Origin of the sequence: Frankia sp. QA3, from assembly GCF_000262465.1 — a bacterium.
GTDB lineage: Bacteria > Actinomycetota > Actinomycetes > Frankiales > Frankiaceae > Frankia.
The window spans coordinates 1714795-1729606 of sequence record NZ_CM001489.1; the positions used below are offsets into that span (position 1 = coordinate 1714795).

Below are 14812 nucleotides of genomic sequence, written 5' to 3' on the forward strand. Positions count from 1 at the left end.
CGGCCGCACGAGGCGACCGCCGGCCACGGCGGCGGTGGTCAGATCGCGACGACCGGTTCGAGCTCGGCGCCGGCGAGCAGCTCGGTGCCGAGCTGCTCGGCCAGGGTGTGGTAGTCGCCGAGCAGCAGGTCGAGGGCGGCGGTCCGCGCGACGAAGCGGTGCAGCTCGCTTTCCAGCGACAGCCCCATCGCGCCGCAGACCTGCACGGCGTGGCGCATGACCTCGGCCTGGGCGAACCCGGCCCGCAGCTTGACCAGCCGCGCCGCCCAGGCGCCGCCGTCGGCCTGCCCGGCGCTGCCCCAGGCCACCGTCAGCTCCGAGCGCAGCGACTCGACCGCCACGTGCGCCTCGGCGAGGCGGTGGCGCACGGCCTGGAAGGTCGCGATGGACCGGCCGTACTGCACCCGCGCCGAGGTGTGCGCGACCGCGATCGCCAGCGCCGCCTCGCACGCACCGATGATCTCGGCGGCGAGCGCCCGGCGCCCGGCCGCGACCGCGCGGGTCCACGCCTCGCCGGCCGGGGTGGCGGGGCCCGCCGCGCCCGCCGGCGCCGCGGAGACGGTGAGCCAGCCCGCGGCGGTGTCGAAGCCGCGCACCGGCTGCGTGGCCGCCGCGACCAGCTCGGCCGGCAGGATCCGCAGGGTGGCGCCGCCCGCGTCGGCCGGGTCGCCCGCGTCGGCGGCGTCGAGGGCGGTCGGCACGACGACCTCGGTGATGCCGTCGAGGCCGCCGAGCAGCAGCCCGGTCAGCGGGCCGCGTGGGTCGGCCGGCTGGTCGGAGTGCAGCGGGTAGAGCAGGGCCCGCGGGCCGGTCGCGGCGGGCAGGGCGCCGGCGAGCTCGGCGAGCAGGACGTCGTCGAGGACGCGGGAGTGGGCCAGCGCCCGCCCGTGCTCGGCGAACAGCAGGGTGGTGGCGCGGGCCGGGTCGTCGGCGAGCACCTCGGCCCAGCCGAGCTCCGCCAGCGCCGCGGCGAGGTCGCCGCCCTCGGCGAGGACCTCCCGCAGGGAGCCGGCCAGCAGCTCGGCGGTGGCGTCATCGAGTCCCGGAGTGGTCACTTCGCCTCCTTCGGCAGGCCGAGGACGTGATCGGCGATGATCGTGCGCTGGACCTCGGCGGAGCCGCCGAGGATCGTCGCCGAGCGGGAGAACCACCACTCGTTGCGCCAGGCCCTGACCTCGTCGGTGGCGCCGAGGACGAACTCGGTGCCCAGCAGGTCGCGGGCGAGGTCGAACAGGGAGATCTCGACGGTGGCCAGCAGGACCTTGTCGACGCTGGCCTCGGGGCCGACCGTGTCGCCCGCGGCGAGGCGGCGCACGGTGGCGGCGCTGCGCGCGCGCAGGGCGATGATCTGCTCGTAGACGGCGCCCAGGCGCGCGGCCGAGCCGTCGGGCAGCCGGGCGCCGGCGGCGAGCCGGGTGGCGACCTGCCCGCGCAGGTCCCGCAGCCGGCGCAGCGCGTCGGCTGCGCTGAGCCAGGCGTACATCGCCCGCTCCCACTGCAGCAGGTACATCGCGACGGCCCAGCCCTTGCCCTCCTCGCCCACGAGGTTGGACGCGGGGACCACAACGTCGTCGAAGAAGACCTCGGCGAGCTCGTTCTCGCCGCTGGCCAGCGCGATCGGCCGGATCGTGACGCCCGGCGCGTCCGCGTCGAGCATGATCATGGACAGGCCGCGGTGGCGCGACTCCGGGGTACCGGTGCGCACCAGGCACACCAGCCGGCTCGAGGTCGCCCCGTGACTGGTCCACAGCTTCGATCCGGACAGGACGTAGGTGTCGCCCTCGCGCCGGGCGCGGCAGCGCAGCGACGCCAGGTCGCTGCCGGCCTCCGGCTCGGAGAAGCCCTGCCCCCACCATTGTTCGCCGCGCAGGTAGGCCGGCAGGTAGGCGGCGGCGAGCTCGGGGGCGAAGTGCACCACCGGCGGGCCGAGGGTCTCCAGCATCAGGTGCGGCGCGGGGATCGGCAGCCCGGCGGCGGCGAGGCCGTCGTAGAGGACGGCGCGGTGGCGCTCGTCCCCGCCGAGCCCGCCGGCCGACTCCGGCCAGCCGTAGCGGTTCCAGCCGGCACGGAACAGCACACCCATGAGCAGGCCGTGGTCGGCGATGCGCTCCTCGGTGTTCGGGTAGTGCCGCCCGCGCCACCGGTCCAGCGCCGGCTCGCTGGCCAGCCACGCGCGCAGCCCGCGGGCGTAGGCGTCGAGGTCGTCGCGCAGCACCGCCGGGTCGGTCACCGCCGCCTCGGTGGCCGTCGGGCCGCTCGCCGTCGTGGTGGTCATGAAGGGCGCCCTGCCGCGGCCGCGCGGGCCTTGGAACGCTCGAGGAAGCTGCGCACGAGCGCCTGGTGCTCGGGGGTGTCGAAGGAGGCGAACTCCTCGCCGAGGGCGTACTCCAGCACGCCGGCCACGGCCCGCTTGATGTGCATGTTCAGCGCGCGCTTGGTGCTCTGCACGGCCTGCGGCGGCTGGGCGGCGAGCTTGTCCGCGACCTTCAGCGCCTCGTCGAGCAGCTCCGCGTCGGGCACCACCCGGTTCGCCAGGCCCAGCGAGACGGCCTGGTGGGCGGGAATCCGCTCGGAGGTCAGCAGGTACTCCTTGGCGCGCAGCATGCCCATGAGCAGCGGCCAGGTCGGCGCGCCGCCGTCGGCCGCGGTCAGCCCGACGCCGACGTGCGGGTCGGAGATGAACGCGCTCTCGGCGAGCAGCACGATGTCGCTGCACACCGCCAGGTTGCAGCCCAGGCCCACCGCGGCGCCGTTGACCGCGGCCACCACCGGCAGCGGGAAGTCGACCATCTCGTTGAGCAGCCGCCGGGCGCCGTCGATCTCGGCGCGGCGCAGCTCACGGTTGTCCCACAGCTCGACGAAGTGCTGGAAGTCGCCGCCGGCGCTGAACGCCCGGCCCGCTCCGGTCAGCACGACCGCGCGTGCGCCCGGGTCCTCCGCCAGGTGCCGCCACACCCTGACCAGGGCGTGGTGCAGCGCCTCGTTCGTCGCGTTGAGCGCCTCCGGCCGGTTCAGGGTGACGAGGCGGACTGGACCCCTCTCCTCGATGAGCAGCTCCGGCGCGAACGGGTTGTCCATCAGTTCTCCTGTCGGTCCTGCTGTGCGCCTGCGATAGGTCTGATGCGCTAGGTCTGATGCGGTAGGTCTGAAAGGTCTGTAGGTCCGCGGCGGGCGCGTCCGCGGGGACGGGCCCGAACGCCCCGGCCGCTTCGTCGCCGGGTGGGGTACGGGCCCGGCGCCCAGTCGTGGGGCGGTGGGCGTCCGGGAAGCCTCCGGCCAGCTTTCGTCCGCCGGGGGTGAATCTCCCGTCAACTGCCCACTACCCTGCCTGGGAACGCCACCCGTGGTGCGCCACCCCGGCCATGAGACCGTTGTTTGACGGAAATGTCAAGTTCTCCTAGGGTGCTGCTGGTGGCGGCGTCAGCCGCCCCCGAGGTCCACTGTGGGACCTGCGGACGGCGGCATCGAGGGCGCCGTCCGACGAGCGCGCGGCCCGGCCGGTGCCGTCCACCGCGACGGCGCCGGGGGCCGTGGGAGGAGGCGGCGTGACGGACACGGATTCCCCGGCACATGCGAGTTCCCCGGCACATGCGAGTTCCCCGGCACCAGCGAGTTCCCCGGCATACGCGAGGCCCGAGCGGCGGCTGTTGCCGCAGCCGACCGCCGAGTCGGAGGCGTTCTGGACCGGCGGGCGCGACGGTCGGCTGCTGATCAGCCACTGTCGGGCCTGCAAACATTTCTTCCATCCCCCGGGCCCGGTGTGCTGGCGCTGCCGCAGCACCGACGTCGGCCCGGAGCCGGTCTCCGGCCGGGCGACGGTGGCCGCCTACACGATCAACCGCCAGCCGTGGATCCCCGGCTACCCGCCGCCGTACGTGGTGGCGATGGTGGAGCTCGCCGACGAGCCGGACGTCCGCCTCATCACCAACATCGTCGACGTCCCGCTCGACGAGGTGCGCGTGGGCCTGGAGGTAGAGGTGTTCTTCGAACAGTGGCCGGCCGAGCCCGGTCCGGATGACTCACCGGTGTGGCTGCCGCTGTTCCGGCCGGCCACGGCGGCGGTCGGGGGTGCGCGATGAGCGGCGGGCCGTTCGACGGTAAGGCGGTCGTCACCGGGGCGGGCAAGTCCCAGGTGGGCCGGCGCCTCGGCCGCACCGGGCTGGACCTGACCATCGAGGCGGTGACCCGGGCGATCGCCGACGCGGGCCTGTCCGTCGACGACATCGACGGCATCGCCAGCTACCCGGGGCCCGGCGTGCCGGACCTGGGCTTCTCCGGGGCCACCATCACCGAGGTCCGCAACGCCCTCGGCCTGCGCAGCCGCTGGTACCTGTCCTCGACGGAGACCGCCGGGCAGATCGGCCCGGCGATCGAGGCGTGCATGGCCGTCACCCTGGGGCTGGCCAACCACGTCGTCGTCTACCGCTCGGTGTGGGAGTCGACGGCGCAGGCCGGCGCCGGCCGGGCGTCGGTGCTGTTCGGCGGCGGGGCGCTGTCCGGGCACCTGGAGTACACGGGGCCCTTCGGTGCGCTGTCCGCGGCGAACTGGCTGTCCATGCCCGCCCAGCGCTACATGCACGACTTCGGCCTCACCCGCGAGCAGCTCTCCGCGATTCCGCTCAACGCCCGCGCCAACGCCGGGCTCAACCCGGACGCGATCTACCGCGACCCGCTCACCCTCGACGACTACCTGGGCGCCCGGATGATCTCCGAGCCGCTGTGCCTGTTCGACTGCGACGTGCCCTGCGACGGGGCGACCGCGGTCATCATCTCCCGGCGCGACGCCACGGCGGGCCTGCCGCGCCACCCGCTGACGGTGGAGTCGGTCGGCACCGGGATGTTCGAGCGGGCCACCTGGGACCAGCGCGTCGACGTCACCACCATGGCGGCGCACGACGTGGCCGCCACCCTGTGGGAGCACACCACCCTGGGGCCCGCCGACGTCGACCACGCCCAGCTCTACGACGGGTTCAGCTTCCTGACCGTGATGTGGCTGGAGGCGCTGGGCTTCGCCGAGCACGGCAAGGTCGGGCCGTTCATCGAGGGCGGCGAGCGCATCGCCCTGGACGGCCCGCTGCCGCTGAACACCTCCGGCGGGCAGCTCTCCGGCGGCCGGCTGCACGGCATGGGCTTCCTGCACGAGGCGTGCGTGCAGCTGTGGGGCGAGGGCGGCGAGCGCCAGGCGCGCAACAACCCCGAGGTCGCGGTGGTCGGCGTCGGCGGCGGCCCGGTCGGCGGCGCAATGCTGCTCAGCACCCGCTGAGCCACGGGGACGACGCCACCGCCACGACGCAGAGGGAGAACGCCCAGATGGAGATCTACCGCAGCGCGGCCGACCTGGAGGCCGCGCTCGGCACCGAGATCGGCCCCACCGACTGGCTCACCGTCGAGCAGTCGCGAATCGACCTGTTCGCCGACGCCACCGAGGATCACCAGTGGATCCACGTCGACCCCGAGCGGGCCGCCGGCGGCCCGTACGGCGCGACGATCGCCCACGGCTTCCTCACCGCGTCGCTGGTGCCGTACTTCATGAACAAGCTGCGCACCATCGAGGGCATCCGGATGGGCATCAACTACGGCCTGGACCGGGTGCGCTTCCCCTCGCCGGTGCGGGCCGGCGCGCGCATCCGCGCCCGCGCGACCCTCATCGACCTGCGCAAGCTCGACGACGGAGCCGTCCAGGTCACCAACCGGGTGACGATCGACGTCGACGGCTCCGCCAAGCCCGGCTGCGTCGTCGAGCTGCTGGCCCGGTACTACTTCGCCGACGCCGCCGGTTCCTGAGCCGCCGCCGGCGCCGTCCACTCGCGCAGGACCTCGCCGGTGTGCTGGCCCGCCGTGGGCAGCACACCGGCGTCCGGCCCACCGCCCGTGGACGGGTGGCGACCGGACTTTGGGTCGTGGCCGGCGCGCGGGGCCGGCGCCGGCACGGTCACCGTGGCGCCGTCCGGGGTGCGCAGCGTGCGCAGGGCTCGCCGGTGGCGCAGGTGCGGGTCTGTCACCACGTCGTGGGCGGTGTTGACGGGCGCGCCCGGTAGCCGCGCGGCGGCGAGGCGTTCCACCGCCTCGGCGCGGTCGAGCCCGCCCGCCCACGTCCGCACCGCCTCGCCGAGCGCCGCGCCCGCCGTCCCGACCGGCGCGCCGACGACGACGGCGAGGTCGCGCAGCTGGCGGGGGGTGGAGACGCTCACCGCGAGCCAGCCGCCGTCCGCGCAGGCGAACACGTCGCGTAGCGCCGAGCCCGCGAGCCCCCCACCGAGGCGGCCGGGTGGCTCGGCGCCGGCCGCCATCCCCGCCGCCGCGGCCACCAGCGTCGGGCCGACGACGTGCAGCATCGCCTCCACCGGGTTCACGTCGACGACCCGGCCGGGTCCGCCGTTGACCCGCACGTCGTGGCAGGCGGCGGCGACCCCGAAGGCGCCCGCGTAGGCCATCACCGCGTCGCCGAGGGGGACCGAGGGCAGCATCGGCGGCCCGCCCGGGTCGCCGGTCATGTGGGTCAGACCCGCGAACGCCTCGCCCATCGTCCCGTTGCCCGGCCGCCCCGCGGCGGGGCCGGCGGCGCCGTAGCCGCTGACGTGCGCCACGACGAGGTCAGGGTTGACGGCGAGCATCGTGTCGGGATCCAAGCCGCGGGCCGCCAGCCGCGCCGCCGGCTCGTTGACGACGACGACGTCGGCGGCGGCGACCAGGCCGCGCAGCGCCGCCCGCCCGTCGGCGTCGGCCGGGTCGAGGACGACCGACCGCTTGCCCCGGGCGACCAGCGGCCAGAACCCGGTGGCCCGGTAGGCGTCCCCGCCGGGCGGCTCCAGCTTGACCACGTCCGCGCCCTGATCGGCGAGCAGACTCGCGAGCAGGGGCGCGGCGTACAGGGAGGCGGCGTCGAGCACCCGCAGCCCGGCGAGCGGACCGCCGGCCGCCGGGGTCGCGGCGCTCACCAGCCGACCCGCGGTCCGACGGGAGCGGCCGTGGTCGGATCGCCGCGTTCGAGCATCCGCTGTCTCCTTCTGTTTCTAGGCGTGCGGCGATGGTTCCATGCGTGCGGCGGTCGTCGACCCGGCGACCATCGCCGGCGGCCTGCGCGTTGTTGACAAAGGATTCAACTCTTTGATGTGGTTGCCCTGGTCAAGGAGAGCACCGTCCGACACTGCCGTCAATCACGGACTCCCACTGCGCCGCCGGAGGCGCAGCGGTCTGCTCGCCGGGCGCCGAATTCCTCAGGAGGCCGTCATGACGTCCGTGCCGAGCGAGCAGCCCGCGGCAGGCGGTCGGGCCGCCACCGACTCCGCCACCGCCACCGCCACCGTCTCCGCCACCGTCTCCGCCACCGACTCCGTCTCCGCCACCGACTCCGTCTCCGCCTCCGCCTCCGTCTCCGACGCCAATGGGCGCGCGGCGGGGACAGAGCAGGCTGTGGACATCATGCGGGCCGCCGAGCAGTGGCCGTGGCTGCTCGCGGCCCCGACGGTCGACGGATTACTGGCCCGCCGCGTGCAGGCGACCCCCGACGCTCCCATGCTGATCGACGAGCACGGCGCCCGGCTGACCTTCGCCGGGTTCGACGCGAAGGTCGACCGGGTCGCCGCGGCGCTGGCGGCCGAGGGCATCACGGCCGGCACCCGGGTGGCCTGGCAGCTTCCGACGCGGATCAGCACCCTGCTCGTGATGATCGCGCTGCGCCGGCTCGGCGCCGTGCAGGCGCCTGTCATCCCCATCTACCGGGAGCGCGAGGTAGGTGCCGCGCTCGCCGCCGCCGAGGCGGAGGTCTTCCTCGTGCCGGGGACGTGGCGGGGCACCGACTTCACGGCGATCGCGCGGGAGGTCGCCGCCAGCGGTGGCCCCACGCCGCGGCTGCTGGAGGTCGGCCACGACGCGCCGGAGGCCGACCCGCCCGGCGCGGGCGCACGCCCCGAGCCCGTCCCGGACGAGGTGCACTGGATCTACTTCACCTCCGGGTCCACCGGCATTCCGAAGGGCGCCCGGCACACCGACGGCACGCTGATCGCCCCCGCGGTCAGCTTCGCTGGCTTGAGCGGTCTCGGTCGGGCGGCGGGTGAGGTCGGCGCGATCGGCTACCCGGTCGCGCACGTCGGCGGGATCCAGTACCTCGTCGCCGCCCTCGCCGCCGGCTTCCCGATCCTGCTGCTGGAGGCGTTCGTGCCCGACCGGGCCGTGGAGCTCTTCCGCGAGTATGGCGTCACCACGACCGGCGGCAGCACGCCCTTCTACACCGCGCTGCTGGACCTCGCCGCATCCCGACCGGGCGAGCGGCTGGTCCCGACGCTGCGCTCGCTCAAGGGCGGCGGCGCCCCCTGCCCGCCGCACCTGGTCGGCGAGGTGAACCGGGTGCTCGGCGCGGTGCTCGCGCACGACTACGGGATGACGGAGGTGCCGATGGTGGCGGTGGCCTCCCTCGCGGACGCGCCGGACGTCCTGGCCGCGACGGACGGCCGGCCGGTGCCGGTCAACCGGCTGCGTTTCGCCGACGAGCGGGGCGAGGCGCTCGCGCCGGGCTCCGTGGGCGAGGTGCAGGTCGCCGGGCACGGGGTGTGCCACGGCTACACCGATCCGGAGGCGACCCGGGCGGCGTTCACCGCCGACGGCTGGTTCCGTACCGGCGACCTCGGGCGGCTGACCCCCACCGGACACATCGAGATCGTCGGCAGGCTGAAGGACCTCATCATCCGCAAGGGCGAGAACATCGCCCCCCAGGAGATCGAGGCGCTGCTCGGCCGCCACCCCGACGTGGCCGACGTCGCCGTGATCGGCCTGCCCGACGCCGAGCGCGGCGAGCGGGTGTGCGCCGTCGTCGTCGGCCGCCCCGGTCGGCCCGTGCCGTCGCTCGCGGAGCTGACGGGCTGGTTGCGCGAGGCCGGGCTGATGCGCCAGAAGCTTCCCGAGCAGCTCGAGCTGATCGACGTCATGCCACGCACCGGGCTCGGCAAGGTCGCCAAGGCCCAGCTGCGCGCCCGCTTCGAGCCCCGCCAGCTCTGATCGGGCGTAGGGGTTGGTGCGGTGCGGCCGTCAGACGGTCAGGACCGCCATGATGAACCCGGCGATCGTGTTGACGACGTCTGCATCGTCGACTGGCAGGTGCTGGGCGTGGCAGTGGTACCAGGCGCGGTCCATCATCGACTGGACCGCGAGACCCAGCGCCTCCGGGGCATCGGTCGGCGTCCGCTGCCGGCCCCGCAGGTGGACCCCGAGCAGCCAGACCACGCGCAGCTGCATCTTCTTGCTCGCCTTGTCGACCGCCTCGTCGGCGGGACCGGACTGGGCGGACAGGATGAACGCGCCATGGCGATCCATGAAGGCGAAGTACTCCCACACCCACGCCGCGACGTCGGCCCGGGTGCACGGGCGCGGGAGGCTCTCCCACAGGGCCACGACCTGCAGGATCTCCTGGTGGGTGGCCTGGCCCAGGGTATCGAAGATCTCCCGCTTGTCGCGGAAGTACGTGTAGAAGCCGGCGCGGGAGATGCCGCAGGCGTCGGTGATGTTGTTGACGCGGGTGCCCGCGTAGCCGCGCTCGAGGAACAACTTGCGCGAGGCGTCGAGGATCGCGTCGCGGGTGCGAACCGCCCGCCGGCCCATGCTCCTGCCGTTGCTCGCTGTAGTCGAGAGCGTCGCACCGGTGCCGGCGCCACCCGTGTTGAGGATGCCGTCGGCGGAGTACCCGCCGCCCGGCTCGCCGATCCCGCCCCCGGAGTTCGTCACGGCGCTGCCCGGGGCGGACGCGTCGACGGCATCGGTGGCAGAGGAGTCGTCCATGATTCTCCCAGTGTAGGAGGGCGCCTCTCGGCCGGGCCTGACGGACATGTCGAAGCCGGTCCCCGCCGTCGGTAGAAGCGACCCGGTGGCGCCCCACATGTCCGTGTCAGGTACGTTCCGCCAAAGTTGACAGTTTCGTCAAGTCGGCCTACTGTTGCCTCGCGCAGCAGTACCCGAGACAGCACCGAGGTGGCGAAAGCCCGGTCGCCCACGGCCGATGGCACGTGACGGGGCGGCGGGTTCCCCCGGGCAGCGAGGAGCAGCAGCCGTGACGCAGTTCACCGACGCGCCGATCTTCGACGCCGACCAGCACATGTACGAGACCCCGGACGCGCTCACCCGGCACCTGCCGGAGCGCTACCGGCGCGCGGTGCAGTTCGTGCAGGTCGGCCGGGCGACCCGGATCGCGATCCAGGGAAAGATCACCGACTACATCCCGAATCCGACGTTCGACCGCGTGGCGGCGCCCGGCGCCTGGGAGAAGTTCTTCTCCGGCCAGAACCGCGACGGCCAGTCGCTGCGGGAGATGACCGGGCGGGCCATCGAGTCCCGCCCGTCGTTCCGCGAGCCCGCCCCGCGCCTGGTGGAGATGGACGCCCAGGGCGTCGACGAGGCGCTGGTCTACCCGACGCTGGCGAACCTGGTGGAGCACTCCGCGGCCGAGGACCCCGAGCTCGTGGTCGCGATGATCCACGCGCTCAACCGCTGGATGCTCGACACCTGGGGCTTCACCCACGCCGACCGGTTGTTCATGACGCCGGTCATCAGCTGCGCCCTGGTCGACGACGCTCGCCGCGAGCTCGACTACGTCCTGGAGAACGGGGCGAAGGTCGTCCTGATCAAGCCGGCTCCGGTCAAGGGTCTGCGGGGCTGGCGCTCCCCGGCGCTGCCGGAGTTCGACCCGTTCTGGGCGGACGTCGAGCGCGCCGGCATCCCGGTGGTGCTGCACTCCAGCCAGCCGCCGCTGGACGACTACATCAACCGGTGGGAGCCGCCGGACTCCAACGACTTCACCGAGATGAGCGCGTTCCGCTGGGTGACGCTCGGTCACCGCGAGATCGCCGACATGCTCACCAGCCTGATCTGCCACGGCACGTTCACCCGGTTCCCGAAGCTGCGCGTCGCCAGCATCGAAAACGGCAGCGCCTGGATTCACCCGCTGTTCGACGACCTGCAGGCCGCCTACGGCAAGATGCCGCAGGCGTTCCCCGAGCACCCGCTGGAGGTGTTCCGTCGCAACGTGTGGGTCAGCCCGTTCTGGGAGGGCTCCGTGGCCGACGTGATCTCCACGGTCGGCTGGGACCGGGTGCTGTTCGGCTCCGACTTCCCGCACCCGGAGGGGCTCGCCGAGCCGCGCGGCTACTACGCCTACGCCGAGGGCATGGACGAGAAGCGGACCCGCGACTTCATGGGTGACAACGCGCGGCGGCTGCTCGGCCTGCCGGTGCGCGACCCCGCCGGCGACCGGACTCCGGTCGCGGTCTGACGCCGTGGAACTCAACTACCAGTTTCCGACCCGTGCGGTGAAGCACTGGGAGCGGTGGATCGGCGAGCGTGACCTCGCCGATGTGGCGGTCGCCGCTGAGGAGAGCGGTTTCGACATCGTCTCCACGACGGACCATCCCTTCCCGTCCAGCGCCTGGATCTCCGGCGGCGGCCACCACTCCTTCGACCCGTTCGTCTCGCTGGCGTTCATGGCGGCGGCGACGCGGCGCGTGCGCCTGCTGACGTTCATCCTCGTCGCCGGCTACCGCAACCCCTACCTGACCGCGAAGTCCACGGCCAGCCTCGACCTGCTCTCCGGCGGCCGGCTGGTCGTGGGCATGGGCGCCGGGTACCAGAAGCCCGAGTTCGACGTGCTCGGCGCGCAGTTCGACGGCCGTGGCGGCCGGTTCGACGCGGCCATCGCCGCGATGCACGCCGCCTGGACGGGCGAGGTCGTCGAGCGCGACGACGACCCGTACTTCCCGGCGTCGGGTCACGTCATGCTGCCCCGCCCGGCGCAGCGGCCCGGCCCGCCGATCTGGATCGGCGGCAACAGCCGGGCGGCGATGCGCCGGGTCGCCGAGGTCGCCGACGGCTGGCTGCCCTTCGAGCAGCCCGCGCAGATGGCGGAGATCACCACCACCCCGAGCCTGGCCGCCGACGAGATCGGCGAGCGGATCGCCACCCTGCGCGAGCTGCGCGCGGCGGCGGGCCGCCCGACCGCCTTCGACGTCTGCTTCACCCCGCAGGTCAGCCGGGACCCGGCCCGCGCCGCCGAGACGCTCGCCGCCGCCGTCGCCGGGTACGAGGCCGCGGGCGTCACGCACCTCTCGGTCGAGTCGCACGCCCGTAGCATCGACGACTGCCTGGCCGAGATCGAACTGTTCGGCAAGGCCCTCGCGCCCCCGGCCCCCGCCCCTACGGCCCCCGCCCCGTAGGCGGGCCGCCCCCCAGACGACGACCGACCATCCGCATGAACTGGAACGAGGAGAGTCCATGACCACCCTGGCAGCCCCCGGCGACGCGGCCGTGACCCCGTCGCTGGGCTACCCGCTCTACGACGCCGACCAGCACTACTACGAGACGGCCGACGCGCTCACCCGCCACCTGGCGCCCGAGTACAAGCGGCTGATCAAGATTCTGCAGACGCCCGACGGCCGGACCCGGATGGTGATCAACAACAAGCTCTACACCACCAACCCGGACCCGACGTTCCCCACCGTCGCCGCCCCCGGCGTGTTCGAGCAGTACTTCCGCAGCAACAACACCGAGGGCCGGGAGCTCGCGGCGTTCGTCGGCAAGCTGCAGGAGAGCCAGCCCGAGTACACCGACCGCGACGCGCGCATCGCCAAGCTCGACGAGCAGGGCGTCGCCGCGACCATCATGCTGCCGACGGTCGGGGTCGCCGTCGAGGGGCTGCTCACCGACAAGCCCGACGCGCTGCACGCGATCGTCGAGTCGTTCAACCGCTGGATCGAGGACGAGTGGGGCTACTCGTACCAGGACCGCATCATCTCGACGCCGGTGCTGTCGCTGGCCGACCCCGACCTGGCCGTCAAGGAGCTGGAGCGGGTGCGCGACGCCGGCGCGCGGATCGTCGTGCTGGTGCCGGGCCCGGTCCGCGCCGGTGCGATCACCCGTTCCCCGGGCAACCCGATCTTCGACCGGTTCTGGGCGACCGCCGCCGAGGCCGGCATCGTGGTGTCGTACCACACCGGTGAGGCCGGCTACGAGTGGGTCGCCGAGAAGTGGGGCGAGGGCGCCTTCGAGGGCCTGCGCACCACGCCGCTGCCCGAGATCATGCAGCTGCACGTCGAGCGGCCCATCCAGGACACCATCGCGGCGCTGGTCGGCCACGGTGTGTTCGAGCGCCACCCGGCGCTGAAGGTCGCCACCATCGAGGCGGGCTCCACCTGGGTGCTCGACCTCGTCCGGCGGATCCGCAGCGCCTACGGCAAGATCCCGCAGAAGTTCGCCGTCGACCCGGTGGAGAGCTTCCGCGAGCACGTCTGGGTCGCGCCGTTCTACGAGGACGACCTGCTCGCGCTCAAGGACGCCCTCGGCGTCGGGCACATCATCTTCGGCTCGGACTGGCCGCACCCCGAGGGCCTGCCGACTCCGGGTGCCTTCGTCCGCGACGCCGCCGTGCTCTCCGACTCCGACCGCAAGCTGATCCTGTCGGACAACCTCAAGTCCCTGCTGCAGCTCTAGCAGCTCCCTCCGGCGCGGCGGCGGTCCTACGGGCCTCGGGGCTGACCGCCGCGTCCGGGTAGAACTGCGCGGACCAGCTGCGCAGCGCGCGGAACCCGCGGGCCTCCTCGGTCGCCAGCGCCGGCGCGTCGAGGAAGGTCTGGTTGGCCCAGATGACGATGTCGTCAGGTAGCGCCAGCTTGGCGTCGGCCAGGCGCCGCTCGTAGGTCCCGTCGGCGAGGTCGCCGTCGAGCTCGTCGATCCAGTAGGTCGCGAAGATCTCCGTGCGGCCGTCCTCGACCGGCGTGGTGTTGATCGAGATCACCCGGACGCCCTCGCCCATGTGCTCGACGTTGACGCTGACGCCGGGGCCGGACCAGAGGATCTCGATCGTGTTCGCGCTGTCGGTGCGCAGCTTGCCCTCGGCGTCGTTGGGGTGCTGTGCCCAGCCGCGGCCGAAGCCGACCCGCGACCACCACTGCGACCCCTCCACCCGCTCCTCGAGCACCACCGGGCTGGCCGCGGTGTGGTGGACGAACCGGAAGTGGTGCGGGTCGACGACGTTCTCCAGCACCATCTGCGGGTGGGCGCGCAGGTCGCGGAAGTGCTGACGGCCCTCGACGCCGGCCGGGTGGAAGCGCCGGCTCGCCGCGTGCGGGGCGTCGCCGAGCGCGTCGGGGACGTCCCACAGCGGCTCCCGGCCGGCCGCGTCGTGCCAGACGTAGATCGCCTCGTTGCGTTCGACCGCCGTCCAGGTCCCCAGCTTCGGACCGCGGTTGGGTCGCTCCTGGTAGGGGATCGACACGTTGCGCCCCTGCGGGCTCCAGACCCAGCCGTGGAATGGGCAGCGGATGCCGTCGTCGACGACGCAGCCGCCGTGGGCCAGGCTCGCGCCGAGATGCCGGCAGTACCGGTCATGGACGCGGACCACGCCGTCGCGGCCCCGGTAGGCGACGAGATCCTGGCCGAAATACCGCAGCGGGACGACCTGCTCCGGGCCGATGTCGACCGACCACGCCACCTGGAACCACCCGGTCAACGCCAGGTCCAAACCGTGCAGCTTCATTGCCCCGACCTCCGCATCCTCCCGGCCTGCAGAACCTCCCGGAATGGGTGCACCCTACGTGGGAACGGCGTTCCCAGACAAGCTGGCGGACATCGCCCGCGGGACCCGTCCCCGCCGGGACCCGCCCGCCCCCGCCGGGACCCGCTCGCGCCGGCCCGGCGGCCGGCGCACCGGTTTACTCCTGACGAAATCGTCAACTACGATGTGCGGGCTGGATCGCACCCCCCGGGCCGCGGTGCGAAGCATCCCGCCGACATCGGTGCGAGCGCCGTCCCACGGCGGCTGCGCACCCGGAGGAAC

13 protein-coding genes are annotated in these 14812 nt (G+C 73.6%); 7 read left to right on the top strand and 6 right to left on the bottom strand.

The annotated features are described in order from the left end of the window. Positions 1-38: 38 nt before the first annotated feature. Genes FRAQA3DRAFT_RS06740 through FRAQA3DRAFT_RS06750 form a run of 3 tightly spaced genes read right to left on the bottom strand, consistent with a single transcriptional unit; the run spans position 39 to position 3078 of the window. Positions 39-1055, bottom strand: coding sequence for an acyl-CoA dehydrogenase family protein (locus FRAQA3DRAFT_RS06740; RefSeq protein WP_009738317.1), 1017 nt, complete (start codon positions 1053-1055; stop codon positions 39-41). After that, positions 1052-2275: an acyl-CoA dehydrogenase family protein gene (locus FRAQA3DRAFT_RS06745; protein WP_009738318.1), complete on the bottom strand. Its 1224-nt coding sequence runs from the start codon at positions 2273-2275 to the stop codon at positions 1052-1054. The genes FRAQA3DRAFT_RS06740 and FRAQA3DRAFT_RS06745 overlap by 4 nt, the downstream gene beginning before the upstream one ends. Next, positions 2272-3078, bottom strand: coding sequence for an enoyl-CoA hydratase/isomerase family protein (locus FRAQA3DRAFT_RS06750; protein WP_009738319.1), 807 nt, complete (start codon positions 3076-3078; stop codon positions 2272-2274). The genes FRAQA3DRAFT_RS06745 and FRAQA3DRAFT_RS06750 overlap by 4 nt, the downstream gene beginning before the upstream one ends. A gap of 467 nt (positions 3079-3545) precedes the next feature. Between FRAQA3DRAFT_RS06750 and FRAQA3DRAFT_RS36805 the strand changes: the two genes are divergently transcribed. From FRAQA3DRAFT_RS36805 to FRAQA3DRAFT_RS06765, 3 genes are read left to right on the top strand one after another with little or no spacing between them, the layout of a single operon-like run. Continuing rightward, positions 3546-4079, top strand: a complete 534-nt coding sequence (locus FRAQA3DRAFT_RS36805; protein WP_009738320.1) for a Zn-ribbon domain-containing OB-fold protein — start codon at positions 3546-3548, stop codon at positions 4077-4079. Further along, positions 4076-5263 carry a thiolase family protein gene (locus FRAQA3DRAFT_RS06760; protein ID WP_009738321.1) on the top strand — a complete coding sequence of 396 codons (1188 nt, stop codon included), beginning with the start codon at positions 4076-4078 and terminating at the stop codon, positions 5261-5263. The genes FRAQA3DRAFT_RS36805 and FRAQA3DRAFT_RS06760 overlap by 4 nt, the downstream gene beginning before the upstream one ends. A gap of 47 nt (positions 5264-5310) precedes the next feature. Continuing rightward, positions 5311-5784 carry a MaoC family dehydratase gene (locus FRAQA3DRAFT_RS06765; RefSeq protein ID WP_009738322.1) on the top strand — a complete coding sequence of 158 codons (474 nt, stop codon included), beginning with the start codon at positions 5311-5313 and terminating at the stop codon, positions 5782-5784. Here FRAQA3DRAFT_RS06765 and FRAQA3DRAFT_RS06770 read toward each other — a convergent pair. Further along, complete coding sequence (locus tag FRAQA3DRAFT_RS06770; protein WP_009738323.1) at positions 5757-6938, bottom strand: CoA transferase; 1182 nt, start codon at positions 6936-6938, stop codon at positions 5757-5759. The genes FRAQA3DRAFT_RS06765 and FRAQA3DRAFT_RS06770 overlap by 28 nt on opposite strands. A gap of 292 nt (positions 6939-7230) precedes the next feature. Between FRAQA3DRAFT_RS06770 and FRAQA3DRAFT_RS06775 the strand changes: the two genes are divergently transcribed. Next, positions 7231-8994 carry an AMP-binding protein gene (locus FRAQA3DRAFT_RS06775; protein WP_009738324.1) on the top strand — a complete coding sequence of 588 codons (1764 nt, stop codon included), beginning with the start codon at positions 7231-7233 and terminating at the stop codon, positions 8992-8994. A 30-nt stretch (positions 8995-9024) separates the two neighbouring features. On the opposite strand, the gene FRAQA3DRAFT_RS06780 is transcribed toward FRAQA3DRAFT_RS06775, so the two are convergent. Beyond that, positions 9025-9771, bottom strand: coding sequence for a TetR/AcrR family transcriptional regulator (locus FRAQA3DRAFT_RS06780; RefSeq protein ID WP_083873511.1), 747 nt, complete (start codon positions 9769-9771; stop codon positions 9025-9027). A gap of 268 nt (positions 9772-10039) precedes the next feature. Here FRAQA3DRAFT_RS06780 and FRAQA3DRAFT_RS06785 point away from each other — a divergent pair, with 268 nt between their 5' ends. The 3 genes from FRAQA3DRAFT_RS06785 to FRAQA3DRAFT_RS06795 are packed head-to-tail and all read left to right on the top strand — an operon-like array spanning position 10040 to position 13467. Beyond that, positions 10040-11257 (top strand): amidohydrolase family protein, encoded by a 1218-nt coding sequence (locus FRAQA3DRAFT_RS06785; protein ID WP_009738326.1) that lies wholly within the window; start codon positions 10040-10042, stop codon positions 11255-11257. Positions 11258-11261: 4 nt separating this feature from the next. Continuing rightward, positions 11262-12194: a TIGR03619 family F420-dependent LLM class oxidoreductase gene (locus FRAQA3DRAFT_RS06790; protein ID WP_009738327.1), complete on the top strand. Its 933-nt coding sequence runs from the start codon at positions 11262-11264 to the stop codon at positions 12192-12194. A 58-nt stretch (positions 12195-12252) separates the two neighbouring features. Then, the gene (locus tag FRAQA3DRAFT_RS06795; RefSeq protein WP_009738328.1) at positions 12253-13467 is read left to right on the top strand and encodes an amidohydrolase family protein; all 1215 of its coding nucleotides are present in this window, start codon (positions 12253-12255) and stop codon (positions 13465-13467) included. Here FRAQA3DRAFT_RS06795 and FRAQA3DRAFT_RS06800 read toward each other — a convergent pair. Then, positions 13445-14512, bottom strand: a complete 1068-nt coding sequence (locus FRAQA3DRAFT_RS06800; RefSeq protein ID WP_009738329.1) for a Rieske 2Fe-2S domain-containing protein — start codon at positions 14510-14512, stop codon at positions 13445-13447. The two genes, FRAQA3DRAFT_RS06795 and FRAQA3DRAFT_RS06800, sit on opposite strands and share 23 nt — an antisense overlap. Positions 14513-14812: the final 300 nt, after the last annotated feature.